General features: G+C 72.2%; 19 protein-coding genes, 1 tRNA gene and 1 pseudogene. 11 read left to right on the forward strand and 10 right to left on the reverse strand.

Going from position 1 to position 26782, the window contains the following annotated elements:
- The first annotated feature begins 53 nt into the window (after window positions 1-53).
- From SZN_RS12800 to SZN_RS12830, 7 genes are read left to right on the forward strand one after another with little or no spacing between them, the layout of a single operon-like run.
- Entirely contained in the window at window positions 54-1211 is a 1158-nt protein-coding gene (locus SZN_RS12800) for an inositol-3-phosphate synthase (RefSeq protein ID WP_007494952.1), read from the forward strand.
- Window positions 1208-2614, forward strand: a complete 1407-nt coding sequence (locus tag SZN_RS37655) for an SCO3242 family prenyltransferase (RefSeq protein WP_007494954.1) — start codon at window positions 1208-1210, stop codon at window positions 2612-2614. Before SZN_RS12800 ends, SZN_RS37655 begins: the two co-directional genes overlap by 4 nt.
- On the forward strand, window positions 2611-3576 hold the full coding sequence (locus tag SZN_RS12810) for a sugar phosphate isomerase/epimerase family protein (RefSeq protein WP_007494956.1): 966 nt from the start codon (window positions 2611-2613) through the stop codon (window positions 3574-3576). The genes SZN_RS37655 and SZN_RS12810 overlap by 4 nt, the downstream gene beginning before the upstream one ends.
- Window positions 3573-4463, forward strand: coding sequence for an EboA domain-containing protein (locus SZN_RS12815; protein WP_007494958.1), 891 nt, complete (start codon window positions 3573-3575; stop codon window positions 4461-4463). The genes SZN_RS12810 and SZN_RS12815 overlap by 4 nt, the downstream gene beginning before the upstream one ends.
- Window positions 4463-5371, forward strand: coding sequence for a TatD family hydrolase (locus SZN_RS12820; RefSeq protein ID WP_007494961.1), 909 nt, complete (start codon window positions 4463-4465; stop codon window positions 5369-5371). The genes SZN_RS12815 and SZN_RS12820 overlap by 1 nt, the downstream gene beginning before the upstream one ends.
- A gap of 3 nt (window positions 5372-5374) precedes the next feature.
- Entirely contained in the window at window positions 5375-6544 is a 1170-nt protein-coding gene (gene eboE, locus SZN_RS12825; protein WP_007494963.1) for a metabolite traffic protein EboE, read from the forward strand.
- Entirely contained in the window at window positions 6541-7950 is a 1410-nt protein-coding gene (locus SZN_RS12830) for an alkaline phosphatase family protein (protein ID WP_007494966.1), read from the forward strand. The genes eboE and SZN_RS12830 overlap by 4 nt, the downstream gene beginning before the upstream one ends.
- Window positions 7951-8120: 170 nt before the next feature.
- Here the strand turns inward: SZN_RS12830 and SZN_RS12835 are convergent.
- The 5 genes and pseudogenes from SZN_RS12835 to SZN_RS12855 all read right to left on the reverse strand — a co-directional run.
- Window positions 8121-8491: pseudogene (locus SZN_RS12835) on the reverse strand (MFS transporter); the annotation flags it as partial.
- Window positions 8492-8558: 67 nt separating this feature from the next.
- Window positions 8559-9947: an OFA family MFS transporter gene (locus SZN_RS12840; RefSeq protein WP_043730304.1), complete on the reverse strand. Its 1389-nt coding sequence runs from the start codon at window positions 9945-9947 to the stop codon at window positions 8559-8561.
- A 119-nt stretch (window positions 9948-10066) separates the two neighbouring features.
- Window positions 10067-12211, reverse strand: coding sequence for an acetate--CoA ligase family protein (locus SZN_RS12845; RefSeq protein ID WP_007494975.1), 2145 nt, complete (start codon window positions 12209-12211; stop codon window positions 10067-10069).
- Between the two features lie 4 nt (window positions 12212-12215).
- A complete protein-coding gene (frc, locus tag SZN_RS12850) occupies window positions 12216-13448 on the reverse strand; it encodes a formyl-CoA transferase (RefSeq protein WP_043730308.1) in 1233 nt (410 codons plus the stop codon).
- Between the two features lie 11 nt (window positions 13449-13459).
- Window positions 13460-15142, reverse strand: coding sequence for a thiamine pyrophosphate-binding protein (locus SZN_RS12855; protein WP_007494979.1), 1683 nt, complete (start codon window positions 15140-15142; stop codon window positions 13460-13462).
- Window positions 15143-15286: 144 nt separating this feature from the next.
- Here SZN_RS12855 and sucC point away from each other — a divergent pair, with 144 nt between their 5' ends.
- The 3 genes from sucC (at window position 15287) to SZN_RS12870 (ending at window position 19015) form a co-directional block, all read left to right on the forward strand.
- A complete protein-coding gene (gene sucC / locus SZN_RS12860; protein ID WP_007494981.1) occupies window positions 15287-16420 on the forward strand; it encodes an ADP-forming succinate--CoA ligase subunit beta in 1134 nt (377 codons plus the stop codon).
- Between the two features lie 14 nt (window positions 16421-16434).
- Entirely contained in the window at window positions 16435-17319 is an 885-nt protein-coding gene (gene sucD / locus SZN_RS12865; RefSeq protein WP_007494983.1) for a succinate--CoA ligase subunit alpha, read from the forward strand.
- Window positions 17320-17473: 154 nt separating this feature from the next.
- The gene (locus tag SZN_RS12870; RefSeq protein WP_007494985.1) at window positions 17474-19015 is read left to right on the forward strand and encodes an aldehyde dehydrogenase family protein; all 1542 of its coding nucleotides are present in this window, start codon (window positions 17474-17476) and stop codon (window positions 19013-19015) included.
- Window positions 19016-19050: 35 nt separating this feature from the next.
- On the opposite strand, the gene SZN_RS12875 is transcribed toward SZN_RS12870, so the two are convergent.
- Window positions 19051-20382 (reverse strand): DUF2254 domain-containing protein, encoded by a 1332-nt coding sequence (locus SZN_RS12875; protein ID WP_007494987.1) that lies wholly within the window; start codon window positions 20380-20382, stop codon window positions 19051-19053.
- A 142-nt stretch (window positions 20383-20524) separates the two neighbouring features.
- Here SZN_RS12875 and SZN_RS12880 point away from each other — a divergent pair.
- Window positions 20525-20612 (forward strand) — tRNA-Leu (locus SZN_RS12880).
- Between the two features lie 298 nt (window positions 20613-20910).
- On the opposite strand, the gene SZN_RS12885 is transcribed toward SZN_RS12880, so the two are convergent.
- The 4 genes from SZN_RS12885 to SZN_RS12905 all read right to left on the reverse strand — a co-directional run.
- Entirely contained in the window at window positions 20911-21582 is a 672-nt protein-coding gene (locus SZN_RS12885; protein WP_244313341.1) for a hypothetical protein, read from the reverse strand.
- The gene (locus SZN_RS12890; RefSeq protein WP_007494991.1) at window positions 21579-22817 is read right to left on the reverse strand and encodes an AAA family ATPase; all 1239 of its coding nucleotides are present in this window, start codon (window positions 22815-22817) and stop codon (window positions 21579-21581) included. Before SZN_RS12890 ends, SZN_RS12885 begins: the two co-directional genes overlap by 4 nt.
- A gap of 620 nt (window positions 22818-23437) precedes the next feature.
- A complete protein-coding gene (locus SZN_RS12900; RefSeq protein WP_007494993.1) occupies window positions 23438-24559 on the reverse strand; it encodes a hypothetical protein in 1122 nt (373 codons plus the stop codon).
- A 550-nt stretch (window positions 24560-25109) separates the two neighbouring features.
- Window positions 25110-26782: hypothetical protein (locus SZN_RS12905; RefSeq protein ID WP_007494996.1), on the reverse strand; the 1673-nt coding region annotated here is incomplete at its 5' end.

The raw sequence follows: 26782 nt of genomic DNA on the forward strand, positions 1-26782 counted from the left end.
CGCCCACCGTCTCGTCCTCCCCCCGGAGTCCGCGTACGACCAGGAGGCTGCCCATGTCCGCGTCCCTCTCCCGACCGCGTACGGGGGTGTGGCTGATCGGAGCGAGAGGCTCCGTCGCCACCACCGTCGTCACCGGGTGCGCCGCCGTCACCGCGGGACTGCATCCGCCCACCGGCATGGTCACCGAGACCCCGCTGTTCGCGGGCAGCGCGCTGCCCGCACTGTCCGACCTGGTCTTCGGCGGCCACGACACGCTCGACTGCCCGCTGCCCAAACGGGCCGAGGCCCTCACGGCGGGCGGCGTCCTGCCACCGGGTGTCGCGAGCGCCGTCGCCGCCGAACTCGCCGCCGCAGACCGGGAGATCAGGCACGGCGGGCCCACTTCCGGCGACACCCGCGGCGAGGCCGAACTGGTCACGGACTTCGCCGACGACATCCGCGACTTCACCCACCGCCACCGGCTGGAGCGGACGGTGGTGATCAACGTCGCCTCCACCGAACCCGCCTCCGGGGGACCGGGCGCCCCGCTCCCCGCCAGTACGCTGTACGCCCTCGCCGCCCTGCGCGCCGGCTGCCCCTACGTCAACTTCACCCCCTCCGAGGGCATGCACCACCCCGCCGCCGCCCGTGCCGCCGAGCGGACCTCCCTGCCCCATGCCGGACGCGACGGCAAGACCGGGCAGACCCTGCTGCGGGCCGTGCTCGGCCCGATGTTCGCGCAGCGGGCGCTGACCGTACGGGCCTGGTCCGGCACCAACCTGCTCGGCGGCGGCGACGGCGCCGCGCTCGCCGACCCGGCCGCCGCCGCGGCCAAGAACGCGGGCAAGGAACGCGTCCTCGCCGACACCCTCGGCACCGTCCCCGAGGGCGAGGTGCACATCGACGACGTCCCGGCCCTCGGCGACTGGAAGACCGCCTGGGACCACATCGCCTTCGACGGCTTCCTCGGCACCCGCATGATCCTCCAGACCATCTGGCAGGGCTGCGACTCCGCACTCGCCGCACCCCTCGTGCTGGACCTGGCCCGCCTCGCCGCCCGTGCCCACCAGGCCGGCCTGACCGGCCCGCTCGGCGACCTCGGCTTCTACTTCAAGGACCCGGTGGGGGCCGGACCGGCGAGCCTGGCCGAGCAGTACACCGCGCTGACGGCCCTGGGACAGCGGCTGCGCCCCCCGGCCGGCGGCGAGCGCGCGCCGGGGGAGCGGCAATGAACCGGGGCCGCGCCTGGGCCGAACTCCTGCGGCTGCCCGCGCTGTTCACCGTCCCCGGCGACGCCCTCAGCGGCGCGGTCGCCGCCGGTGGCCGGCCCACCCCCCGCACCCTGCTCGCCATCGGCTCCTCCCTCTGCCTCTACGAGGCCGGCATGGCCCTCAACGACTGGGCCGACCGCGCGGAGGACGCCGCCGAACGCCCCCACCGCCCCCTGCCCTCCGGACGCGTCCACCCCTCCGCCGCGCTCGCCGCCGCAGGCGCCCTGACCGCGGCCGGACTCGGTCTCGCCGCCTGCGCGGGCCGCCCGGCGCTGGCGGTGGCGGGCCCGCTGGCCGCCACCGTCTGGGCGTACGACCTCGGCCTGAAGCACACGCCCGCCGGCCCCGTGGCGATGGCCGCCGCCCGCGGACTCGACCACCTCCTCGGCGCCGCCACCACCGGCGGTCCCCGGGCGGCCCTGTCCTCCGCGGCTCTCCTCGGCACCCACACCCTCGCGGTGACGGCCGTCTCCCGCCGGGAGACCCGCGGCGGCAGCTCCCTGCCACCCCTCGCCGCCCTCGCCGCCACGGTCCTCCTCGCCCTCCTCGCCTCCCGCCAGGCCCCCGGCCCGGACACGCCCCCGGCCCCCGGCCCCGCCGACGCCCCAGCCGCCCCGGATCGCGGGAACCCGCCGCGCGACCGGCTCCGTTCCCCCTCTCCGCGCGCACGCTCCACCGACCCGCTCGACCGCGCCGCACGCCCGGCCGGCCCATCCGGAGACCGGACACCGCGCCCGGCCCGTACCGGCCCTCCACCGGCCCGCGCCGTGGGATCGACCGGCGCCAACGGGGCAGGGGCGCGGCACCCGGCCCGTACCGCTTCGCCACCGGGCCGCGCTTTGGGGTCGGCTGGTGGCGGGGTGCGGCGCCTGAGCCCCATCGGTCCTCTCCTGGGCCGTGTTCTGATGGGCCGTCTCCTGCGGCCGGTCGGCGCCCCCGCGGACGGGCTGCGGCGCCCGGACCGGGCAGGGGCTCCACCCGGCCGTGCCCCGGGGCCGACCGGTGCCCCCGGCGGCGGGACGTCGCGCCCGGCCCGTACCGCCTCCCTCCCCGGTCGTGCCCCGCGCACCAGCCCGGCGGAGACGGGCAGCCGGCCCCACGACCGGCCAGGTCCCTCCCCCGACTCCGTGCTGCGCGCCGCCTTCGCCACCCTCTACGCGGTCACCGCCGGGCGCCCCTACGCGCACGCCGCGCTCAACCCCTCACCCCCACTGACCCAGCGAGCGGTCGGCGGCGGCATCCGCGCCACCATCCCGCTCCAGGCGGCGCTCGCGGCCCGCGCCGGAGCCGGACCCACCGCCCTCGCCATCGCCGCGCTCGCCCCGCTCGGACGGAAGTACGCCAGGAAGGTGAGCATCACATGAACCTCCGGCCCCACCCGGCGCGGGACCCCGGCGCACCGCCCGCCCACCACACCCCACTCCGCTACGGCTACGGCACCAACGGCCTCGCCGACCTCCGCCTCGACGACGTCCTCGCCCTGCTCGCCGACCTCGGCTACGACGGCCTCGGCCTGACGCTCGACCACATGCATCTCGACCCCCTCGCCCCGGACCTGGCCGCCCGCACCCGACGGCTCGCCCGGCGACTGGACGAACTCGGCCTGCGCGTCACCGTCGAGACGGGCGCCCGCTACGTGCTCGACCCCCGCCGCAAACACGGCCCCTCCCTGCTCGACACCGACCCCGCCGGCCGCGCCCGCCGCGTCGACCTGCTGATCCGCGCCGTCCGGGTCGCCGCCGACCTGGACGCGCACGCCGTGCACTGCTTCAGCGGGATCACGCCGGCGGGCACCGACCCCGACTCGGCCTGGCACCGCCTCGCCGAGGCACTCGCCCCGGTCCTGGACGCCGCCACCGCCTCCGGCGTCCCGCTCGCCGTCGAACCCGAGCCGGGCCACCTCGTGTCCACCCTCGCCGACTTCCACCGGCTGCGCCGCGCCCTCGGGGACCCCGACCACCTCGGGCTGACCCTGGACATCGGCCACTGCCAGTGCCTCGAACCCCTCCCTCCCGCCGACTGCGTCCGCGCCGCCGGCCCCTGGCTGCGACACGTCCAGATCGAGGACATGCGCCGCGGCGTCCATGAGCACCTCCCCTTCGGCGACGGCGAGATCGACTTCCCACCCGTGCTCGCCGCCCTCGCCGCCACCGGATACCGGGGCCTGACCGTCGTCGAGCTGCCCCGCCACTCCCACGCCGGCCCCCACCACGCCGCGCTGTCCCTCCCCTTCCTCCGCCACGCCGAGTCCACCGCCTTCAGCCCCCCTCTCCCCGCCCCCGCACCCGGGGACCCCTCCTCCGCCCCGGAAGGGAGCACCCCATGACCGGCCCCCGCGTCGGTCCGGCCGCCCCGACCCCGAACACCGGCCACCACCCACCCACCGGCACCCGCTCCGACACGGACCCGCGTACGGCCGCCCCGCCCGCCCGCGACGGCGCCCGCACGGACACCGGCACCCACCCGACCACCGGCACCCGCACCGACCCGGAGCCGAACGCGGCCACCACCCCACCCCCCGCCACCGACAGCTCCCTCCTCGCCCGGACTCCGCCCGCCGACCTCATCGGTCACCTCACCGCCCGCCTGGACGCCACCGCCCGCGCCTGGCTGCACCGGGCCCTGGACGAGGCCGCCGACCTCCCCGGCACCCAAGGACCCTTCTCTGCCTGGGAGTTGCGCGTCGCCGAAGCCGGACGGCGCTGTGGAGCGCGGTACGCCGACGCCGCCCGCGTCCTCGTCCTGCACGCCGCCCGCCCCGATCCGGAGGCCCTCGCCCGCGTCTACCACCAGGGCACGGCCGCCGAACGGCGAGCCGTCCTGTACGTCCTGCCCCACCTCGACCCCGGCCCGCAGGCCCTGCCGCTCGTCGAGGACGCCCTGCGCACGAACGACACCCGGCTCCTCGCCGCCGCCGTCGGCTCCTACGCAGCCCGGCACCTCGACGCCCACCAGTGGCGCCACGCCGTCCTGAAGTGCCTGTTCACCGGCGTCTCCGTCGACGCCGTGGCAGATCTGGAGCGCCGCGCACGCGACGACGCCGAACTGGCCCGCATGCTGCGCGACCACGCCGCCGAACGCACCGCGGCCGGCCGCCCCGTCCCCGCAGACCTGCACCGCGTCCTGACCCTGGCCGACCCCACGGCCACCCCACCCGCACCCGCCGCACCCGCCCGATCCGGCGGTCGCGGAAGCGACGGCAAGGAGTCCTGATGCGCCTCTTCGACCCCCACATCCACATGACGTCCCGCACCACCGACGACTACGAGGCCATGTACGCCGCGGGCGTCCGGGCCGTCGTCGAACCCTCCTTCTGGCTCGGCCAGCCCCGCACCTCGCCCGCCTCCTTCCTCGACTACTTCGACTCCCTCCTCGGCTGGGAGCCCTTCCGCGCCGCCCAGTACGGCATCGCCCACCACTGCACGCTCGCCCTCAACCCCAAGGAGGCGAACGACCCGCGCTGCGCCCCCGTCCTCGGCGAACTGCCCCGCTATCTCGTCAAGGACCAGGTCGTCGCCGTCGGCGAGATCGGCTACGACTCGATGACCCCCGCCGAGGACACCGCCCTCGCCGCCCAGCTCCAGCTCGCCGCCGACCACGAACTGCCCGCGCTGGTGCACACTCCGCACCGCGACAAGCTCGCCGGCCTGCGCCGCACCCTGGACGTCGTCCGGGAGTCCGCGCTGGCACCGGACCGCGTCCTGGTCGACCACCTCAACGAGACGACCGTCGAGGAGGCCAAGGACAGCGGCTGCTGGCTCGGCTTCTCCGTCTACCCCGACACCAAGATGGACGAGCCGCGGATGGTCGCGATCCTGCGCGCGTACGGGCCCGAGCGGGTCCTCGTGAACTCGGCCGCCGACTGGGGCAGGAGCGACCCCCTGAAGACCCGCAAGGTCGCCGACCTGATGCTGGCCGAGGGCTTCGACGCGGACGACGTGGACCGGGTGCTGTGGCGCAACCCCGTCGCTTTCTACGGACTCAGCGGACGGCTCACCCTGGACGTCGCCACCCCCGACGCCACCCACGAGGGCAACTCCATCCTCCGGGGCGCCCCCGCGGAGTCCGGGGCCCCGGCCGTCCCGCCGCCCGGCCGGGACCGCTCGGCCGCGGGGGCGTGAGCCATGCGCTTCCGGCACCCCGACGGCTCCACCGTCCACCTCGCCTACTGCACCAACGTCCACCCGGCCGAGACCCTCGACGGCGTCCTCGCCCAGCTCCGCGACCACTGCGAACCCGTCCGCCGACGCCTCGGCCGCGACCGCCTCGGCATCGGTCTGTGGCTCGCCCGGGACGCCGCCCACACGCTCGTCACCGACCCCTCCGCCCTGCGCCGGCTGCGCGCCGCACTCGACCGGCGCGGCCTGGAGGTCGTCACCCTCAACGGCTTCCCCTACGAGGGCTTCGGCGCCGAAGAGGTCAAGTACCGCGTGTACAAGCCCGACTGGGCCGACCCCGAGCGGCTGGAGCACACCACGGCCCTCGCCCGGGTCCTCGCCGCCCTCCTCCCCGACGACGTCACCCGCGGCAGCATCTCCACGCTCCCCCTGGCCTGGCGCACCGCCCACGACGCGCCGCGCGCCGAGGCCGCCCGCACCGCCCTGCGCACCCTCGCCGAACGCCTCGACGCGCTGGAGGAACTCACCGGACGCGACATCCGCGTCGGCCTGGAACCCGAACCCGGCTGCGTCGTCGAGACCACCCGCGACGCCATCGCCCCGCTCACCGCCGTCGCCCATCGCCGCATCGGCGTCTGCGTCGACACCTGCCACCTCGCCACCTCCTTCGAAGATCCGCACACCGCCCTGGACGCCCTGACCGAAGCCGGCGTCCCTGTCGTCAAGTCCCAGCTGTCGGCGGCCCTGCACGCCGAACACCCCCACCTCCCCGAGGTCCGCGCGGCCCTCGCCGCCTTCGACGAGCCCCGCTTCCTGCACCAGACCCGCACCGACACCGCCGCCGGGCTGCGCGGGACCGACGACCTCGGCCCCGCCCTCCGCGGCGACACCCTCCCCGACGCCGCGCCCTGGCGCGCCCACTTCCACGTCCCGCTGCACGCGGCCCCCGCCGCGCCCCTCACCTCCACACTCCCGGTGCTCAAGGCCGCCCTGAGCCGCCTCGTCGCCGGCCCGCGGCCGCTCACCCACCACCTAGAGGTCGAGACATACACCTGGCAGGCCCTGCCCGAAGGACTGCGGCCCCGCGCCCGCAGCCGACTCGCCGACGGCATCGCCGCCGAACTCACCCTGGCCCGCGACCTGCTGACCGACCTCGGCCTGAAGGAGCTGCCATGAACGAGCGCCCCGACCCGGCCGCCCCCGGGCCCCGTCCCACCCCGCTCCTCGTACTCGACGTCGTCGGCCTCACCCCCCGCCTCCTCGATCACATGCCGCACCTCAAGAAGCTCGCCCGGTCCGGCTCCCAGGCAGCCCTCGGTACCGTCCTGCGCGCCGTCACCTGCGCCGCTCAGTCCACCTTCCTCACCGGCACCCACCCCCGCGAGCACGGCATCGTCGGCAACGGCTGGTACTTCCGCGACCTGGGCGACGTACTCCTGTGGCGCCAGCACAACGGCCTGGTCGGCGGCGACAAGCTGTGGGACGCCGCCCGGCGCGCCCACCCCGGCTACACCGTCGCCAACATCTGCTGGTGGTACGCCATGGGCGCCGACACCGACTACACCGTCACCCCCCGTCCGATCTACTACTCCGACGGCCGCAAGGAACCCGACTGCTACACCCGGCCGCCCGCCCTGCACGACGAACTCACCGACAGGCTCGGCACCTTCCCCCTCTTCCACTTCTGGGGACCGGGCGCCGACCTCGTCTCCAGCCGCTGGATCATCGACGCGACCCGCCACATCATCGGCACCCGGCGCCCCGACCTCGCGCTGTGCTACCTCCCTCATCTCGACTACGACCTCCAGCGCTTCGGCCCCGACGACCCCCGCTCCCTGAAGGCCGCCGCCGACCTGGACACGGCGATGGCTCCGCTCCTGGACCAGGCGAGGGCCGAGGGCCGCACGGTGGTCGCGCTGTCCGAGTACGGCATCACCCGGGTCCACCGGCCCGTCGACATCAACCGGGCCCTGCGCCGCGCCGGACTCCTCGACGTGCACACGCAGGACGGCATGGAGTACCTGGACCCGATGGCCTCACGCGCCTTCGCCGTCGCCGACCACCAGATCGCCCATGTCTACGTGCGCCGGCCCGAGGACCTCGACGCGACCCGCGCAGCTCTGGAAGAGCTGCCCGGCATCGGACAACTCCTCGACGACGAGGGCAAGAAGGCCCACCACCTCGACCATCCGCGCTCCGGCGAACTCGTCGCCGTGGCGGAGCCGGACGCCTGGTTCACGTACTACTACTGGCTCGACGACGACCGCGCGCCCGACTTCGCGCGCCTCGTCGAGATCCACCGCAAACCCGGCTACGACCCGGTCGAGCTGTTCATGGACCCCCTCGACCCCTACGTCAAGGTCAGGGCCGCGGCCGCGCTCGCCCGCAAGAAGCTCGGACTGCGCTACCGGATGGCGGTCGTGCCCCTGGATCCGTCGCCTATTCGCGGCAGCCACGGCCGCCTTCCCGCGAGCGACGACGAAGGTCCGCTCCTCATCTGCTCCACCCCCCGCGTCGTCGGCGACCGTGTCGCGGCCACCGATGTGAAGTCGCTCCTGCTCCAGCTCGCCGGTCTCGGCTGAGGGCCCTGATCGGTCCCTGCCTCCGACTGGTCCCCAGTGAAGCACTCACCACTGACAACGGCCCTCCCCGACGAGGAGTTCCCGGCATGAGGAGGCCCTCCCCGCCATCGGGGAGGGCCTCCTCATGGATGCCGCGACCAGGCTGTCGCCGGGCTGTGGTCAGCGCGCCGTCAGACCGCGGGCACGGGCCGCGCCGCCCGTCCCGGCCGGCGCGGCGGCAGCGCGAACGCCGCCGCCAGGATCGAGACCCCGCCGGCCAGGGCCCAGGCGCCGTCATAGCCCCGGGCGACGACCACCGTCGAGCCGAGCCCGCCGCCGAACAGGCCGCTGATCAGCTTGCCGCTGCAGACGAGGCCGTAGTTCGTGGCGTCGTGGTTCTCCCCGAAGCAGTCCGGGGTGAGCGCCGCGAACAGCGGGTGGCACGCGCCGCCGCCGAACCCGCAGAGGAACGCGAAGAACAGGAACAGCCGCTCGCTCCCGAGGTCCCCCGCCCAGATCACGCCGACTGCGCCAGACCCGGCACGACGATCACGAGGACCAGGGGACGGTGTGCGGCGTCGGACGGTGCGGACGAGCCGTTCTCCGCTGCGTACGGATCTGCCGTCATCTCAGGCCATGTCCTCGCCGAGAGGCTGCGGGTTGGGGGAGATGCGGTTGCCCCGCTTGTCGCGTCCCGGCGGGGTCAGGAACAGCGCCACGCATCCGGCGAACAGCGAGATCGAGCCGGCCAGCAGGAAGGCACCGGAGTGGCCCCAGGCGCCGACCACCAGGGCGCCCATGCCCGCGCCCAGACCCGAGACGAGCTTGGCGCTGTAGACCATGCCGTAGTTGGAGGCGTTGTTGTTCTCGCCGAAGTAGTCGGCGGTGAGCGCGGCGAACATGGGGAAGATCGCGCCGCCGCCGAAGCCGGAGATCGAGGAGAAGATCAGGAACAGCGGAAGGTTCTTGATGTCGGCCGACCACAGGATGCCGTACTGGGACAGACCGAGGATCACACAGACCACGATCAGGCACCGCTTGCGGCCGTACAGGTCGGAGAGCCAGCCGATGACACCGCGGCCGGTGCCGTTGACGATCGCCTTCAGGGACATGGCCGTGGCCACGATCCCGCCCGCGAACCCGGCGCTGTCACCTATCTCCACCTGGAAGGCGATGCCGAAGATGTTCACGCCGGACGTACAGGCCAGACAGAACCACATCAGCCCCACCCGGCCGGTCTTCCACGCCTCCTTGGGGGTGTACTGCTTGACGGCCGGCGGGTTCATGCGCAGCGAGCGGGCCGCGCGCGGGTCGGCCGGCGGGTTCAGCGGGTCGATGGCCTCGGGCCACCAGTTCTTCGGCGGGTCCTTGAAGAAGGAGCCGGAGAACGCCACGAGGCTCGCGAGCAGGACGCCCACCGAGACCAGGACCCAGCGGTAGTTGGTCAGGTCCATGTAGCCGGTGAACAGGAAGACGAAGGGCACCGAGCCGTAGGCGAAACCGCCGTTGACGAAGCCGGTCTTGCCGCCCTTGCGCTCCGGGTACCACTTGCCGACCATGTTGACGCAGGTGGCGTACACCATGCCGGCGCCCATGCCGCTGAACATGCTGAACCCGATGTAGGCGAAGACGACGTTCGGTGCGAAGGCCAGCGACAGGTAGCCCATGAACGTGCCCGTCGCCCCCAGCATCATCGCCCAGCGGGCCGGCAGCCGGCCGCTCTCGCGCAGCTTGCCGGCGGGGAAGGCGACGGCGGCCTGGAAGAACACCCAGACGGTCATCATCCAGAAGATGTGCAGGCTGTTCCAGTTGTGCGCCGCGGCCAAGGTCTCCTCGGCGGAGGCGAAGGCGTACTCGGCGGAGGAGATGCCCATCATGCCCACCCAGGGCAGGATCACCATCCACTTGCGCTTGCGCCCCATGATGTCGATGTCGGACTCGCCGATGCGGTAGACGCGTCCGTTCTTGTCGGTCACCTCGCGATAGCCGACCGCCCGTGGAACGTCGGTGGTTGTCACAGTGCTTGCACCCCTTGCGTCGAAAGTTCTGGCCAGCGCCCCCTGTCCAATGCCTTTCGTGCGCCGCGGGTCCCGGGGCCGGCCGACGCGCACCGTCGGCCGGCCCCCGCCGGCTCACCTCATGAACCGCCCCCCAACAACCCCGCCGCGCGCGCCCACCGGTACTTGGCGCCCAGCACGGCCACCGGCTTCTCGGTCGTGTACGGGTACGCCACCACCCCGCGCTCGTACAGGTACTGACAGGCCGCCTCGACCTCCACGTCACCGGCGAGCGAGGCGACGACGGGCTTCTCGATCCCGCGCTCGCGGAACTCGGCCACCACGCGCGCGGTGAGCTCCGCGAAGACCATCGGGGGAGTGACGATGGTGTGCCAGTAGCCGAGGACCAGCGCGTGGACGCGCGGGTCCTCCAGCCCGAGCCGGATCGTCGCCTCGTACGTCGACGGCGGCTCCCCGCCCGTGATGTCCACCGGGTTGCCCGCCGCCCCGAAGGGCGGGATGAACTTCCGGAACGCCTCGTCCAGGTCCGGCGGGATCTCCATCAGGGACAGGCCGTTGTCGGTCACCGCGTCCGACAGCAGCACCCCGCTCCCGCCCGCCCCGGTGATGATCACGACGTTGTCGCCGCGCGGTGCGGGCAGCACCGGCAACGCGCGCGCGTACTCCAGCATCTCGTTCAGTCCGGGCGCCCGGATGACGCCGGCCTGCTTCAGGATGTCCTCGTACACGGCGTCGTCGCCGGCCAGGGCACCGGTGTGCGAGCCGGCCGCCTTCGCGCCAGCCGCGGTACGGCCCGCCTTGAGGACGACGACCGGCTTCTTCGGCACGGTCGCGCGCGCGGCCTCCACGAAGGCCCGCCCGTCCTTCAGGTCCTCCAGGTGCATCGCGATGCACTCGGTGTGCGGGTCCTCGCCGAACCAGGTCAGCAGGTCGTCCTCGTCCAGGTCCGACTTGTTGCCGAGGCCGACGATCGCCGACACGCCCGTCTTGGTGGTCCGGGCGAAGCCGAGTATGGCCATGCCGATGCCGCCCGACTGCGAGGTCAGCGCCACACCGCCCTTGACGTCGTACGGCGTGCAGAACGTGGCGCACAGGTCCTGCCACGTCGAGTAGTAGCCGTAGATGTTCGGCCCGAGCAGCCGGACGCCGTGCCGCTCGGCGATCTCCACGATCTCGTCCTGGAGCGCGTGCTCGCCGGTCTCCGCGAAGCCGGAGGGGATGAGGACGGCGTTGGGGATCTTCTTGCGCCCCACCTCCTCCAGCGCCGAGGCCACGAACTTGGCCGGAATGGCGAAGACCGCCACATCTACCTCACCCGGAACGTCCGTGACACTCTTGTACGCCTTGCGGCCCAGAATGTCATCGGCCTTGGGGTTCACCGGATGGATGTCCCCCGCGAACCCTCCGTCGATGAGGTTGCGCATGACCGAATTGCCGATCTTGCCCCGCTCGTTGGACGCGCCGATGACGGCGACCGACGCCGGCTGCATCAGCCGGCGCATCGAGGTGAGGATCTCCTCGCGCGTGTAGCGGCGCCGCGCGCGTGCCGGTGCCTCGGAGAGGATCACCCGGATGTCGGCGGCGACGGCGCCGTCCTCGGTGGCGATCACCGGGTTGAGGTCCACCTCGGCGATCTCGGGGAAGTCCGCGACCAGCTGGGAGACCCGGCGGATCTGCTCGGCCAGCGCCCAGCGGTCCACGGCCGCGGCGCCGCGGACACCGCGCAGGATCTCCGCCGCCCGGATCGAGTCCAGCATGGACAGCGCCTCGTCGGCGGAGACGGGCGCCAGCCGGAAGGTGACGTCCTTGAGCACCTCGACGAGCACACCGCCCAGCCCGAAGGCGACGACCTTGCCGAACGTGGGGTCGGTGACCGCGCCGATGATCACCTCCTGCCCCCGGGGGAGCAGTTCCTGCACCTGGACACCCGCGACACGGGCGTCCGCGTCGTACGCGCGCGCGTTCTCGACGATCCGGTGGAAGGCGGCGCGTACGTCGGCCGCGCCCTCCACGCCGACGATCACTCCGCCCGCGTCGGTCTTGTGCAGGATGTCCGGCGAGACGATCTTCATCACCACGGGCCCGCCGAAGCGCGCCGCGAAGGCGACCGCCTCGTCGACGTCCGTGGCCAGCTCCTCGCCCGGTACGGCGATGCCGTACGCGTCGGCGATCACCTTGCCCTCGGGTGCGGTCAGCGCCGTGCGTCCCTGCGCCCGCACCGAGTCGAGGAGGGTCCGCACCCGCAGGGCGCGGTCTTCGGCCATCACGTCAGATCACTCCGTTCGACTTGAGCAGGCGCAGTTCCTCGTCGCCGAGGCCGAGCTCACCCACGTAGACCTCTTCGTTGTGCTGGCCGAGCAGGGGTGAACTGCTGACCGTGACGGGGGAGTCGGAGAGCTTGAGCGGGCTGCCGACGGTGACGAACTCGCCGCGCTCCGGATGCGGCACGGTCACGACCATCTCGTTGTCGACCAGCGAGGAGTCCTCGATGATCTCCCTGGTGGACAGGATCGGCCCGCAGGGGATGTTGTGGGCGTTCAGCCGCTCCAGCACCTCCCACTTGGGCAGGGTCGAGGACCACTCCTCGATCAGCTGGAACATCTTGTTCAGCTGGGGCAGCCGGGCCTCGGGCGTCGCCCACTCGGGGTCGTCGGCCAGCTCGGGCCGGCCGATGAGCTCGCTGATCGGCCGCCAGCCGACGGGCTGCACGATGACGTACACGTAGTCGTTGGGGCCGCCCGGCGCGCACTTGACGGCCCAGCCCGGCTGACCTCCGCCGGACGCGTTTCCGGACCGGGGAACCTCCGTGCCGAAGTCCTCGTTGGGATATTCACGGAGCGGGCCATGGGCCAGCCGCTGCTGATCGCGCAGCTTCACCCGGCAGAGGTTGAGCACAGCATGCTGCATGGCCACGTTGACCCGCTGACCGCGCCCGGTGTTCTCGCGCTGGAACAGCGCCGCGAGAATCCCCGCCACGGCGTGGACCCCCGTGCCCGAGTCCCCGATCTGGGCCCCCGTCGCCATCGGCGGCCCGTCCTCGAAACCGGTGGTCGACATCGACCCGCCCATGGCCTGCGCGACGACCTCGTACGCCTTGAAGTCGGTGTACGGGCCCTCGCCGAACCCCTTGATGGAGGCATAGACGATCCGTGGATTGATCTCCTGGACGCGGTCCCAGGTGAAGCCCATCCGGTCCACCGCGCCCGGCCCGAAGTTCTCGACCATGACGTCGGAGCGCCGGATCAGCTCGGTGAGGATCTCCTTGCCGCGCTCGGTCTTGGTGTTGAGGGTGATGCTCCGCTTGTTGCAGTTGAGCATCGTGAAGTAGAGGGAGTCGACGTCCGGGAGGTCGCGCAACTGCTTGCGCGTGATGTCACCGGTCGGCGCCTCCAGCTTCACGACGTCCGCGCCGAGCCAGGCGAGCAGCTGGGTCGCCGAGGGCCCGGACTGGACGTGGGTCATGTCGAGGACGCGAATGCCCTCAAGTGCCCTTGCGGTCATGGGCGTTCACCTCACTTGTACATGGTCTGGTTCATGGTTCCGGGGGCGTACGCGTCCGGGTCGACCCAGACGTTGATCAGCGACGGCTTGCCGGACTCGCGGGCGCGCCGCAGCGCGGGGCCGATGTCGGCGGGGTCGCGGACCTCCTCGCCGTGACCGCCGAGCATCTGCGCGAACTTGTCGTAGTGGACGTCGCCGAGGGTGTTGCCGACCCGCTCGCGCTCCAGGCCGTACTTCTGGGCCTGGCCGTAGCGGATCTGGTTCATCGAGGAGTTGTTGCCGACGATGCCGACGAAGGGGAGGTCGTAGCGGACGAGCGTCTCGAAGTCCCAGCCGGTCAGGGAGAACGCGCCGTCGCCGAAGAGCGCGACGACCTCCTTGTCGGGCCGTGCCTGCTTGGCCGCGAGCACGAAGGGGACACCCACGCCGAGCGTGCCGAGCGGGCCCGGGTCCATCCAGTGGCCCGGTGACTTGGGCTGCACGACCTGGCCGGAGAAGGTGACGATGTCGCCGCCGTCGCCGATGTAGATCGAGTCCTCGGTGAGGAAGTCGTTGATCTCGCTGACCAGCCGGTAGGGATGGATCGGCGAGGCGTCCGACCTCAGGCTCGGCAGCCGCTTCTCCAGCGCGGTCTGCTCGGCCGCGCGCAGCTCGTCGAGCCACTCCTTGCGCCGGGACGCGCCGCCGTCGATGCGGCCCGAGGCCGCCTCGGTCACCGACTTCAGCACCAGTCCGGCGTCCCCGACGACACCGAGGTCGATGTCGCGGTTCTTGCCGACGGTGCGGTAGTCGAGGTCGATCTGCACGACCGTGGCGTCCGGCGACAGCCGCTTGCCGTAGCCCATGCGGAAGTCGAAGGGCGTACCGACGATGACGATGACGTCGGCGTGGGAGAAGGCGTAGCGGCGCGACAGCTGGAAGTGGTGCGGGTCGCCCGGCGGCAGGGTTCCGCGGCCGGCCCCGTTCATGTACGCGGGGATGTTCAGGGCGCGCACCAGCTCGATGGCCGCCTCGGTGCCGCGGGTCGTCCACACCTGGCTGCCGAGCAGGATGGCCGGCTTCTCGGCGTGGACCAGCAGGTCGGCGAGCTTCTCGATCGCCTCGGGGTCGCCGGCCGAGCGGGTGGAGGCGCGGTAGGCCCCCTCCCTCGGCACCCGTGCCCTGTCCACCGGCACCTTGGCGTCGAGGACGTCGCGCGGGATCTCCAGGAAGGAGGGCCCGGGAGCGCCGTGGTAGCACTCGCGGAAGGCCATGGAGACCATGTCCGCCGCGCGCGCCGTGTCCGGCACGGCCGCCGCGAACTTGGTGATGGGCGTCATCATGTCGACGTGCGGCAGGTCCTGGAGGGACCCCATCTTGTGCTGGGTGAGGGCGCCCTGGCCGCCGATGAGCAGCATCGGCGACTCGGCGCGGAAGGCGTTGGCGACGCCGGTGACGGCGTCGGTGGTGCCGGGGCCTGCGGTGACGACGGCGCAGCCGGGCTTGCCGGTGATGCGGGCGTAGCCGTCGGCGGCGTGGGCGGCGACCTGCTCGTGACGGACGTCGACGACCTCGATGCCCTCGTCGACGCAGCCGTCGTAGATGTCGATGATGTGGCCGCCGCACAGGGTGTAGATGCGGTCGACCCCCTCGGCCTTCAGCGCCTTGGCAACGAGATGACCACCGGAAATGACGTCCTGGGTGTCGTCGGGCATGGCGAAGTCCTGTCCCTTCGTAGGGGGTGGAACGGCTCTCGCGGTACATTGCATACAGTCGACGAATACTGTATGAACCTTGTTATCCCGCATCCGGTGGGTGGTGTCCAGGGGGCGTGCGGCACTTTCGAGTCAGGAGCCGGAATGGACCTTTTCGAGCACCAGGCAAGGGAACTCTTCGAGGAACACGGCATCGCGGTACCGCGGGCGGAGGTGACCGACTCGCCCAAGGAGGCCCGCGAGATCGCCCGCCGGCTCGGCGGCCGTGTCGTGGTCAAGGCGCAGGTCAAGACCGGGGGACGGGGCAAGGCGGGCGGGGTGAAGCTCGCCGCGGACCCGGCCGCCGCCGAGATCACCGCCCGCCAGATCCTCGGCATGGACATCAAGGGCCACACCGTCGGCAAGGTCATGCTGGCCCAACCCGTCGACATCGAGAGCGAGTTCTACGTGTCCTACGTGCTCGACCGGGCGGCCGGCGGGTTCCTCGCCATCGCCTCGGCCGAGGGCGGCATGGACATCGAGGAGGTCGCCGCCACCCGCCCCGAGGCCGTGGCCCGCGTCCCCGTCGACCCGGCCGAGGGCGTCACCTCCGCCAAGGCCGGCCAGATCGCCGAGGCCGCAGGACTGCCGCCGCAGACCGTCGACGTCCTCGTACGGCTGTGGGAGGTCTTGGTCCGCGAGGACGCCCTCCTCGTCGAGGTCAACCCCCTCGTGCGCACCGCCCGGGGACAGATCCTCGCCCTCGACGGCAAGGTCACCCTCGACGACAACGCCCGTTTCCGGCAGGCCCGCTGGGGCGTCGACGGCGTCGACCACGACGACCCGCTGGAGGCCGCGGCCGCCGCCAAGGGCCTCAACTACGTCAAGCTCGACGGCGAGGTCGGCATCATCGGCAACGGCGCCGGCCTCGTGATGTCGACCCTCGACGTCGTCGCCGGCTGCGGCGCCCGCCCCGCGAACTTCCTCGACATCGGCGGCGGCGCCTCCGCCCGGATCATGGCCGACGGCCTCTCCGTCATCCTCTCCGACCCCGCCGTGAAGTCCGTCCTCGTCAACGTCTTCGGCGGCATCACCGCCTGCGACGCGGTCGCCGACGGCATCGTGCAGGCCCTGGACAGCGTGCAGTTGACCAAGCCGCTCGTCGTACGCCTCGACGGCAACAACGCCGCCCGCGGCCGCACCATCCTCGACGAGCGCGCCCACCCCCTGGTCCAGCAGGCCACCACCATGGACGGCGCCGCCCAGCGGGCCGCCCGACTCGCCGCAGCAACCGCCTGAGGAGACGAGACGACATGGCGATCTACCTCACCAAGGAGAGCAAGGTCCTCGTCCAGGGCATGACCGGCGGCGAGGGCATGAAGCACACCCGGCGCATGCTCGCCGCCGGCACGAACGTCGTCGGCGGGGTCAATCCGCGCAAGGCCGGGCAGAGCGTCGACTTCGACGACCGGGCCGTCCCCGTCTTCGGCTCCGTCGCCGACGGCATGCGCGCCACCGGCGCCGACGCCACCGTCGTCTTCGTGCCGCCCGCCTTCGCCAAGGCGGCCGTCACCGAGGCCGCCGACGCAGGCATCGCCCTCGCCGTCGTGATCACCGAGGGCATCCCCGTGCACGACTCCGTCGCCTTCACCGCCCACGCCCGCACCCGCGGCACCCGCGTCGTCGGCCCCAACTGCCCCGGCCTGATCACCCCCGGCCAGTCCAACGCGGGCATCATCCCGCCCGACATCACCAAGCCCGGCCGCATCGGCCTGGTCTCCAAGTCCGGCACGCTCACCTACCAACTGATGTACGAGCTGCGGGACATCGGCTTCTCCACCTGTGTCGGCATCGGCGGCGACCCCGTCGTCGGCACCACCCACATCGACTGCCTCGCCGCCTTCCAGGACGACCCCGACACCGAACTCGTCGTCCTCATCGGGGAGATCGGCGGCGACGCCGAGGAACGCGCCGCCGCCTACGTCCGCGACCACGTCACCAAGCCCGTCGTCGGCTACATCGCCGGGTTCACCGCCCCCGAGGGCAAGACGATGGGACACGCCGGCGCCATCGTGTCCGGCTCCTCGGGCACCGCCGCCGCCAAGAAGGAGGCCCTGGAGGCGGTGGGCGTACGGGTCGGCGGCACCCCCACCGAGACCGCGCGCCTGGTGCTCGACCACCTGGGCGCCGGGGTGTGACACCGCCCCCGGCCGCCCCGGGACACCTCCGGACGCCGCACCCCGCCGGCGTCCGCCGTGGACCGTGAACTGCCGCCCGCCACCGGGCCCTTCCCCCGAAGGGCCCGCGCGAGCCCCTGATCCTCTCGACCGTGCACCGAGAGCGGAGACCGAGATGGCAACCACCCTCACCCTCAAGTCCGGCACCGCCTGGGCCGACGCCTGGCAGCGCTGCCTGACCGCCGCCCCGGAGGCGTTCCGGGACGACCGCGTCCTCAACCTGTGGCACGCCGGCTGGCGGGCCGACGGCCGCGCCCTGCCCGCCACCAGCCCCGTCGACGGCGGCCCCGTCGCCGGCCCGCCGCGCCTGGACGCGGCCACCGCCCACCGGGCCGTCCGCGCCTCGCTCGACCAGCACCGCGCGTGGCGTCACCTCCCGCTCGCCGAGCGCCGGGCCCGCGTCGCCGCCACCCTGGACGCGCTGGCCCAGCACCGCGAGCTGCTCGCCCTCCTGCTCGTCTGGGAGATCGGCAAGCCCTGGCGGCTCGCCCTCGCGGACGTCGACCGGGCCGTCGACGGCGTGCGCTGGTACGTCGACGGCATCGAGCCGATGGTCCGGGACCGGGCCCCGCTGGAGGGCCCGGTCTCCAACGTCGCGAGCTGGAACTACCCGATGAGCGTGCTCGTCCACGCCATGCTGGTCCAGGCACTCGCGGGCAACGCCGTCATCGCCAAGACCCCCACCGACGGCGGCGTGGCCTGCCTGACCCTGGCCTGCGCGCTGGCCGCCCGCGAGGGAATCCCCCTCACCCTGGTCAGCGGCAGCGGAGGCGAACTCTCCGAGGCGCTGGTGCGGGCCCCCGAGATCGGCTGCGTCTCCTTCGTCGGGGGCCGCGACACCGGCGCCGCCGTCGCCACGGCCGTCGCCGACCTCGGCAAGCGGCACGTCCTCGAACAGGAGGGACTCAACACCTGGGGCATCTGGAACTACACGGACTGGGACGCGCTGACAGCCGTGGTCCCCAAGCTCTTCGACTACGGCAAGCAGCGCTGCACCGCCTACCCGCGCTTCGTCGTCCAGCGCGAGCTGTTCGACGCGTTCCTGACCGCCTACCTGCCCGCCGTGCGCTCCCTGCGGATCGGCCACCCCCTGGCGGTCGAGAAGCGGGACGACCCCCACCCGGCGCTGGACTTCGGGCCGGTGATCAACGCCGCCAAGGCCAAGGAGCTCCACGACCAGGTCGCCGAGGCCGTCGACCGCGGCGCCGTGCCGCTGTACCGCGGGCAGTGGTCCGACGCCCGCTTCCTGCCCGGCCAGGACACCGCGGCGTACGTCCAGCCCGTGACCCTGCTGAACCCGCCGCCCTCCTCACCGCTGCACCACGCGGAGCCCTTCGGCCCGGTCGACACCATCGTCCTGGTCGACACCGAGGCGGAACTGCTCGCGGCGATGAACGCCTCCAACGGCGCGCTCGTCGCCACCCTGTCCACCGACGACCCGGCGACCTTCGCACGCCTCGCCCCGCAGATCCGCGCGTTCAAGGTCGGCCGGGGCACACCGCGCTCGCGCGGCGACCGCGACGAGCTGTTCGGCGGCTTCGGGGCGTCCTGGCGGGGTGCGTTCGTCGGCGGCGAGCTGCTGGTGCGCGCGGTGACCCGCGGACCGCAGGGGGAGCGGCTGCCCGGGAACTTCCCGGACTACCAGCTGCTCCCCTGACCAGGGGGAGGCAGGGCGTCGGCCGGCCGCGGCGGTCAGCCGATGCCCTGCCGGTCCGGGCGCAGCGCGAAGGCCCGGTCCGCGGCGTGGGGAGCGCTCTCCTCGACGGCCAGGCGCAGCAGCGCGCGGTGCCGCAGCAGGGGCTCGCCGCGCCCCGCGTGCGTGAGCAGCAGCAGGTCGTCGAGGCCGGCCAGCATCCGGCGCGTGACCTGCGGGCTCCCCGCCGCGCACCCGCGCACCTCGCTGAACCCGAGATCCACCAGCTCGGTCCAGCCCGGCACGGGCTGCACCAGCCGCACGGCGCCCGCCCGGTCCCGGTGCAGGGCGGCGTCCAGCGGATGCCGGGCGAGCGCCGCCAGGAACTCCACGATGCGGTCCACCGCCTGCACGGCCGTCGTCGGATCGTTGATCGCGGGGGACAGGGCCCGCAGCGCGATGTCGCACAACTGCCGCAGCCCGAAGCCGAGATCCTGGTGGTACGTCCGCTCCACCCCGACCGAGGTGGCGCCGCGCAGCGCGCCCGCGGGCGGCGCCGCGCCGCCGTGGACCGCCAGCAGGGGAGTGCCGGGCACCACGAAGTCACCGATCCGCGGGATCAGCCGCAGCACGACGCCGTGCTTGCGGGCCACCCGCACCAGCCGGGCGATGTGCACGTCGCGCAGCACCCCGGCCCGCCCCTCGTGCGCCACCCATGCCGTCGCGGAGCCGAGCCCCGGCGGCCGCGCCCCCTCGGCCGGGGCGGGCATCGAGGCGATCACCCGGAACGACTCCGCCGCGATCCGCGCGATCACATGGCTGATCCGCATCAGCCGCAGGGTGGCGTTCACGTACAGCACGAAGAGCAGCAGACTCAGCGCCACCATGCCGAGCGTGAGCACCGACTGCACCAGGGGCACCGTCGTCACGGTCCGCGGGTCGTCGGTGGTGTCGTACGCGGTCAGGACGAGCAGCGTCAGCACGAAGGTCGCCAGGAAGACCGCGAAGGTCGCCTTGGTGATCCGGCTGCGCACGAAGAGCCGCACCACGCGCGGGGTGAACTGGCCGCTCGCCATCTGCACCGCCACCAGCGAGATGCTGAAGACCACGCCGATGAACGTCATCATCGCCGAGCCGACCGCGCTCACCACGGCCTTCGCGTCCTGCGCGAACCGCAGCAGCTCGTCGAGCGTCGCGTAGTCGCCGTCCTCCCGCAGCGCGTCCACGAGAGCGGTGTCCAGCGCCTGCGCCGCGAGCCACACCACGATGACCCCGGCCATCGCGGCGGTCGGCGCGAACCAGAACGTGTCCCGCAGATGCTCCCGAAGAGGCGACAGCGCACGCGGACGACGGCCCGCCGCACGGCTCTGCGTAACCCAGACGTCACTCATGGTGCGACCTTAGGCGCCGGGGAGCGCACGCCGCCGGACCCCCGCCCGAGGGGAGGAAACGCAGGTGAAAGGCGCCGCCAAAGCTTGGTATTGTTGTCCCTGTCGCCACGGGGAACACCCCCGTCAAGGCGGCGGACACCTGGTCCGGGTGGCGGAATGGCAGACGCGCTAGCTTGAGGTGCTAGTGCCCTTTATCGGGCGTGGGGGTTCAAGTCCCCCCTCGGACACCAGACGGGACGTTCACGAGATCGTCCCGAAGCGTTCACGAATTACCGGTCGAGTCATGTGGCTCACCGGTATTTCGTCGTTTCTGGGGCCTCGGGCCTCTGGCGCGCGTACGGTCAGCCGCATGCGCCGCGACCTCAAGCCGCAGAACGTCAGGGTGAGCGCCGGTGGGCCGGTGAAGACCCTCGACTTCGGTCTTGTGCAGGACCTTTCCGACACCGACCCGCGGCTCATCATGACGGGCGAAGCGCTCGGCAACGCGTCCTGCGCAACCGCGTCCTGTCCTGCGGTGTGGCCGTGCGGTCAGGTCCAGTGTGTGAGGTCCCCGACGAAGTCCGCGTACGAGCGGTTGCCCCCGCGCGGGGAGGGGATCAGCCGGTGCTCCAGCGCCTTGCGGGCGACTGCGGGGCCGTCGCTCTCCCGGAAGACCGGTTGGCCGAGCCCCCGCTTGAGCTCGTCCTTGGCGTCCTTGAGACGGCCGGTGTCCTTGTCGAGCAGCCGGTCGGGGACCTTCCAGCGCGGACGGACGTGGGGGAAGGCGTCGGGGAAGAGCAGCAGCCAGCCCTCGCTCTCCCAGGCGGCGAGCGCGAGCGCCGTCCGGAACCCCTGGCACTGGCGGCCGAACTCGTCGGTGAGCGCCTTGCGGATACGGGCGTAGTGAGCGTCGGTGTAACCGTCCAGGTCCTCGTGGACGACGAACCCGAGCAGATCGGAGCGCTGCTGGCGTGCCTTGGCCCGTGCCTTGCCGGTCAGTGCCTTCACCGCGGCGGCGAGGTCGGGGCCGGACTTCCTGCGCAGCCGTACCGGGTCGTTGATGCGGACCAGTTTGGCCGCGTCGCTCAGGTCGGGCCGGTGCGCGCGTATCAGCGCGGCCATGATCTCGCAGTCGTTCTGGTCCTCGCCCGCCAGCACGATGACGCCCCGTCCCTGCTCTCGGGACGCGCGTCCGCCGCCCTGCCGCCCCTTCGGAGTCACAGCTCGCCCCCCGTGAGGTCGCCGCCCAGCACCCCGGAGAACCACAGCTCGCCGAGTGGCTGCTCACCGGATTCCTCGACGATCTCCCTCACCTCGTCGACGGTGAGCGCCGGAATGATCGACGCCCCGCCTTCGTCACGATCACACACGACGAACTCCTCCGGGTGCAGCCGGTTGACGAGCGCGGGCGAGTGGGTGGCCACGATGAACTGTGTCCGCTCCGCGGCCTCGCGCAGCCGCTGCACGACGAGCTCCAGGGCCTGCGGATGCAGCCCGTGGTCGATCTCCTCGATGCAGGTGAACGCCGGCGGGTTGGGGTCGTACAGCAGGGCGAGCAGCCCGAGGAGGCGGACCGTCCCGTAGGAGGCGTCGGCGAGCGGGGTCAGACGGCGCAGACCGCGCTCGCGCAGGACGACGGTCAGTTGGTCGGTCGACCCGCCGACCTCCTCGAACTCGATGTCCTCCAACTGCGGAAGCACCGTACGGGCGTCGGCGACCAGGTCGTCCCAGATCTCCTCGCGGCCGCTGAGGTGGATCAGGAACCCGGCCAGGTTCTCGGCGTGCGGCGAGAGGACGGCGAAGTCGGCGCCGCGCAGACGGGTCGGCTGGCGGGCCGCCTCCACGTCCACGTCGAAGACCCGGAACGACGACAGCCGGTCCGCGACCCGCGTCACCTCGTCCCCGCCGTCGGAGGGGCCGAGCCGGGGAAGCGTCGACAGTCCGCTGCTCAGCCTCCGGATGCCGAAGCTGCCGCTGTCCTTGCTCTGGCCCGCCCTCACGTCGAGGATGCGCGCCTCCTCCCCCGTGATCTTGATGCGCCGGCCGCGCCCTTGCCTGCGTTTGAACGCAAAGCTCTCTTCGCGGGAGAGGGAGTAGTAGGGCGAGCGTTCGCCGGTCTGTTTCGACCGCAGGGAGCGGCGCCGGATGGTGAGGTCGTACTCGTCCGGTGCGTTGAGGGTGGAGTTGGTCGTCCAGGTCGCCTTGAGGTGGATGCGCATGGATGTCGGCGGTCTGGTTCCGCCCCAGAAGGCCACCTCGTCGAACCCGCCGCGCGTGTCGAGTGCCGGCTGGAGGTCGGTGCGGATGATGTCGGCGAGGAAGTCGAATACCTGCAGCACGTTGGACTTGCCCGCCCCGTTCGGGCCCACTAACACAGTCAGCGGACCGAGCGGCACGGTCACGTCGCGCAGGCTGCGGAAGTTCTCGACGTGCAGTTCGAGGAGACGGCCAGGCATGGGGCGAACCTATCGGGTCGGTGATCGCGGTGCGGGGGAGTGGGCCGAGTGCGCCGCCCGCGCCGCGGTGTTCCCGGTGCTCTCCCTCCTGTCCGTGCGCGGTCCGGACGGTGGCGCGGGCCAGGGTGCGGTCCGGGACGGGGCGACCTGGTACGGAAGCAGACTAGGCCGGGTCACTGACAGCGCGTCGCTCCGACCGCTCGGCGCGGTGCTCACCACCGCCCGCTCTGTCTTGCCGGGGCCGGAGCGGCGGTCGGTGACGACCTGGCCCTCGGTCAGGGCAGCGACGAGGAGAAGGCCGCGACCGGACTCGGACTCGGCGTCAGGGGAAGTGGGAGAGGTGACGGCGGGCCGGCGTTCCGCGTGGGTGTCGGAGATATCCAGGCGTGGCGTCCGCGGGGGCGAGCGAGGGGAGAGCGGGGTGCGGGGGGTGGGCATGGGCCCGGCGTCGCGACTGTGCCGGGCCCAGCACCAGGAGCGACGCTTGCACGGCAGCGCGCCGCACATGCGGCGGTGGACCCCTGTGCGTGTCGGCGTGGTGCCGACTCGCCGGTGAACACCGGTTCCAGCTGCGCTGAGCGGTCTCCGCGGCGGAAGGCCGCCTCGCACCCTGCCCCGGGTCAGACTCGGCAGCAGTGATCCCGGAGTTCGGCGATGACGGCCTTCTCGCGCGCGTTGACGTCGCCGTCCACAGCGGCCACCTGGTCGGCCGCGTCGAGCACGTCGCTCAGGTCTCCCTGCTCGGCGTCCATGCGCCGCCAGACCTCGGTGGGGTCGATGTCGACCAGGTTGGCGAGTTGTTCGTCGACGACCTGGTGTCGCTCCCGGACCACCCTCACCAAGTGCCGCATCAGCAGCGCCTCGTCGTCGGCGATCTTGGGGTTCGCCCTGATGACGAGCCACGCGACCCACAGCATCAGTTGCGGGTGCTGACTTCGCTTGCTCAGGTTCTCGGCGAGTTCGATTATCCGCGCCTCGTTCCGGAAGACGGCCTGGGCGTGCCGCCCGGCGAGGAGCGTGGTGTAGCGGTTCAGCAGCACGGCGAGGGGGACGCCGACCAAAGGGATGCCGATCTTGATGACGTTGCGCTGAAGAAGATGCTTCCCTACGACAGGGAGCGCCCTCCCGGCGGCGAGTGCCGATCCTGAGTAGAAGCGCTTGACCAAGGGTCGCACCAGGGCCGGTACCGCCTTGACCACCGTCTTGTTGGCCGCTTCCCCGCTCTTGATCGTGAATGCCACGCGGATGAGCTTCCACAGATCTTCGGGGTCGTGCACATCGAGCGGGACCCGGTAGAGCACGGAGACGTCGTAGGCCAGGCGGAGTTGGAGCTGGGTGATGAAGGCGACGTCGACCATCATGGTCGCCACGGCCGCGGGGACGGTCGCCGGTGAGGCGCCCCCGAGGCTTCCGAGGGTGGCGACGACGGTCGCGGTGTAGGCCCCTGCGGAGAGCCCGCCCTCAAGGGCGGCGTACCGAGCCGCCATCTTGATCCGCTGATCCACGATGGCATCCGCGGGGACACCCTCATAACGCTCCTGGAAGTACTGCCAGTCGACCTTCTCGGTGTAGGAGTTCATGGCATGAGCGGCGAGCTTGGTGAACCAGTTCCCCGACTTGATGTCGTCCGCGCTCAGACCCTTGATGAAGTTCTTGAGCTCGGCCTGTTCCTTCTCGACGGCCTTCCGGTCGGCGGCGTCGCCCTCGTCGGTGTCGACAGGGTCCGTCGGAGCGTCGGTCATGGCGAGTTCCCCCCAGGCGGTTCAGCGAAAGAGCCAGGTTGCGAGGCTTGGACACCCCCGCTGATGTCTCGACACGGCTGATCAGTGAAGAGCGCATCGACCGACTGCTGTCATATCACGTTGACCTGCACCTTATCTGGTCATCGTGCAATTTGTGGCAGAGCTTCGACCTTGGCCATGACTGTCTCCACCGCGGCCAACCGCCTTGCGCTCAAAGGCGATTCGGGGCTGAGCAGTTCCGATGTGAGACTGGGCTCGCTCGCGTACGGGTTGCCCGACCCGGGCGCGCACCGTGTACAGGCCGGTGCTGTACGCCGCGGAGGGCGCCGGTATGTGGTGCGGGGGTGCGACTGCTCCGTTGCTCCTGCGCCGCGCCGGGTGGGGCCGGCGGTCCCCGCCCGGAGAGTCCAGTGTGCTGGCTCGGGCCGGACGGCCCCGACGTTGTCGGGAAGGATCATTTACGGCCGGACGGCCGGACACCAACTGGGAGGCGGAACCCAGCAGTCCGGTCCGCCTCCCCCGGCGCCCAAGGGTGCCCGGCACCCGCGTCCTAAGGGAACGACACCACCGTCGAAGGCACCGTCGACGTTCCCGATGTCGGGGACCCCGTGTCGTTGATGACGCGCTCGTACTGTCCGTTGCCGCCGAGCGAGACCACGAGGAGGTTGTGGAAGCGCACCCCGGAGCGGACCGGGGCGGCGAAGCCGTGGTGCTGGACGATCGAGGGATCGACGTTGTAGTAGCAGTAGCTGCCCAGGCCCCAGCCCTCGTGCGAGGTCACGGCGTCGCCGACCCGGTAGGCGGCGTAGCCCTTGACGGAGCCGTTCTGGACGGCGGCCTGGTTGGGGGCGTCGTACGCCTTCTCGTTCTGGAAGAAGATCGTGCGGCCGCGCTGGCCGAACCACTGCACGTCGTACTTGTTGAAGTGCTCCACGAACAGGCCGGTCGCGAGGACGTCGTCGCCGTTGACGACGACGCCGTAGTCGGCGCGGTTGGTCTCCCAGCCGACGCCCTCGCCGTGGTCGGCCCGCCACACCCAGGTGTGGTCGATGATCGTGTGGCGGCTGTTGATCACCATGCTGGTGGTGGCCTTGCCGGCGCCCGCGCCGCCGATGCGCACGAACACGTCCTGGACCGTGGTCGGGTTGGCGGAGTGGTCGCGGGAGGAGCCCTGCGGTCCGACCTCCACCAGGGTCGCGGAGTTGACCGGCCCCGCGTCGACCAGGAACCCGGCCAGCCGCACGCCGTCGACGTCGGCCACCCGCACGGCCGTCGCGCCGTTGTCCGGGATCAGGGTGGCGTAGCCGAGGCCGAGCACGACGGTGTTGGCGCGGTTCACCCGGATCGGCTGGTCCAGGCGGTAGATGCCCGGCGTGATCAGCAGGTGCAGCCCCTGCTCCAGCGCCTGGTTGAGGGTGGCCGCCGACACCCCGGGCCTGGCGACGTAGAACTGCGACAGCGGCAGCGAGGTCCCCCTCGGTGTGCCGTTGCCCCAGGTCACCCCGCGGGCGTTGGTCCGCTTCTCCGGCAGGAAGACCCGGTACTCGCTGCCCTGGAGGTACAGGAAGGGCTTCTCCCGGGAGACGGGCGTGGTGTCGAGCGTGGTGTAAGGCGGGTTGGGGAAGCTCTGCGCGGGAGCGCCCTGGACGCCGGAGAACACCATGTTCCAGACGCCGTTGAGCCAGCCGCCGATCGCGCTGTCGCGGGTGTACCACTGCTGCTGCGAGTACGGCCCGACCTGGCCCTCGATCCGGCTGTCGGCGATGTAGCCGCCGCTGGCCCAGCCGTAGCCGTTGGGCGCGAGGTTCAGCCCGCCGCGCACGTGCATCCGGCGGAAGGGGGCCGCCTGCGCGACCGCCCAGCGGTTGGTGCCGTTGACCGGGACCAGCGCCAGGTTCTCCGCCGAGCGCCAGAAGTTCTGCGTGGCGTTGCCGTTGAACCAGCCGGCGTCGACCGTGACGTCGCCGTTGATGGTGGTGTCGTCGGGGGACAGGCCGAGGCCCGCGATCGAGGTGTAGAAGCCGAGCTGGGCGTTGAGGCCGTTGTAGGTGCCCGGCTTGAAGAGCAGGGCGTAGCGCCCGGTGCCGAACTGGGCGGACTCCTGCTGGCGGAAGACCTGGTCGAGGCGGGCCTGGATGCCGGGGGTCGAGGGGTCGAAGACGATGACGTTGGGGCCGAGGTCGCCCCCGCCGGGCAGGGCGCGCGGCTGCTTGCGGGCCGACG

Origin of the sequence: Streptomyces zinciresistens K42, assembly GCF_000225525.1 — a bacterium.
GTDB lineage: Bacteria > Actinomycetota > Actinomycetes > Streptomycetales > Streptomycetaceae > Streptomyces > Streptomyces zinciresistens.

Excerpts from the sequence above, each read along its gene's own strand:
- sucD (WP_007494983.1), top strand. The coding sequence starts at position 16,435 with ATGGCGATCTACCTCACCAAGGAGAGCAAGGTCCTCGTCCAGGGCATG.
- SZN_RS12845 (WP_007494975.1), bottom strand. The coding sequence starts at position 12,211 with ATGGCCGAAGACCGCGCCCTGCGGGTGCGGACCCTCCTCGACTCGGTG.
- SZN_RS12855 (WP_007494979.1), bottom strand. The coding sequence starts at position 15,142 with ATGCCCGACGACACCCAGGACGTCATTTCCGGTGGTCATCTCGTTGCC.
- SZN_RS12870 (WP_007494985.1), top strand. The coding sequence starts at position 17,474 with ATGGCAACCACCCTCACCCTCAAGTCCGGCACCGCCTGGGCCGACGCC.
- sucC (WP_007494981.1), top strand. The coding sequence starts at position 15,287 with ATGGACCTTTTCGAGCACCAGGCAAGGGAACTCTTCGAGGAACACGGC.
- SZN_RS12800 (WP_007494952.1), top strand. The coding sequence starts at position 54 with ATGTCCGCGTCCCTCTCCCGACCGCGTACGGGGGTGTGGCTGATCGGA.
- SZN_RS12900 (WP_007494993.1), bottom strand. The coding sequence starts at position 24,559 with ATGACCGACGCTCCGACGGACCCTGTCGACACCGACGAGGGCGACGCC.
- SZN_RS12830 (WP_007494966.1), top strand. The coding sequence starts at position 6,541 with ATGAACGAGCGCCCCGACCCGGCCGCCCCCGGGCCCCGTCCCACCCCG.
- SZN_RS12810 (WP_007494956.1), top strand. The coding sequence starts at position 2,611 with ATGAACCTCCGGCCCCACCCGGCGCGGGACCCCGGCGCACCGCCCGCC.
- SZN_RS12820 (WP_007494961.1), top strand. The coding sequence starts at position 4,463 with ATGCGCCTCTTCGACCCCCACATCCACATGACGTCCCGCACCACCGAC.
- SZN_RS37655 (WP_007494954.1), top strand. The coding sequence starts at position 1,208 with ATGAACCGGGGCCGCGCCTGGGCCGAACTCCTGCGGCTGCCCGCGCTG.
- SZN_RS12875 (WP_007494987.1), bottom strand. The coding sequence starts at position 20,382 with ATGAGTGACGTCTGGGTTACGCAGAGCCGTGCGGCGGGCCGTCGTCCG.
- SZN_RS12815 (WP_007494958.1), top strand. The coding sequence starts at position 3,573 with ATGACCGGCCCCCGCGTCGGTCCGGCCGCCCCGACCCCGAACACCGGC.
- frc (WP_043730308.1), bottom strand. The coding sequence starts at position 13,448 with ATGACCGCAAGGGCACTTGAGGGCATTCGCGTCCTCGACATGACCCAC.
- eboE (WP_007494963.1), top strand. The coding sequence starts at position 5,375 with ATGCGCTTCCGGCACCCCGACGGCTCCACCGTCCACCTCGCCTACTGC.
- SZN_RS12890 (WP_007494991.1), bottom strand. The coding sequence starts at position 22,817 with ATGCCTGGCCGTCTCCTCGAACTGCACGTCGAGAACTTCCGCAGCCTG.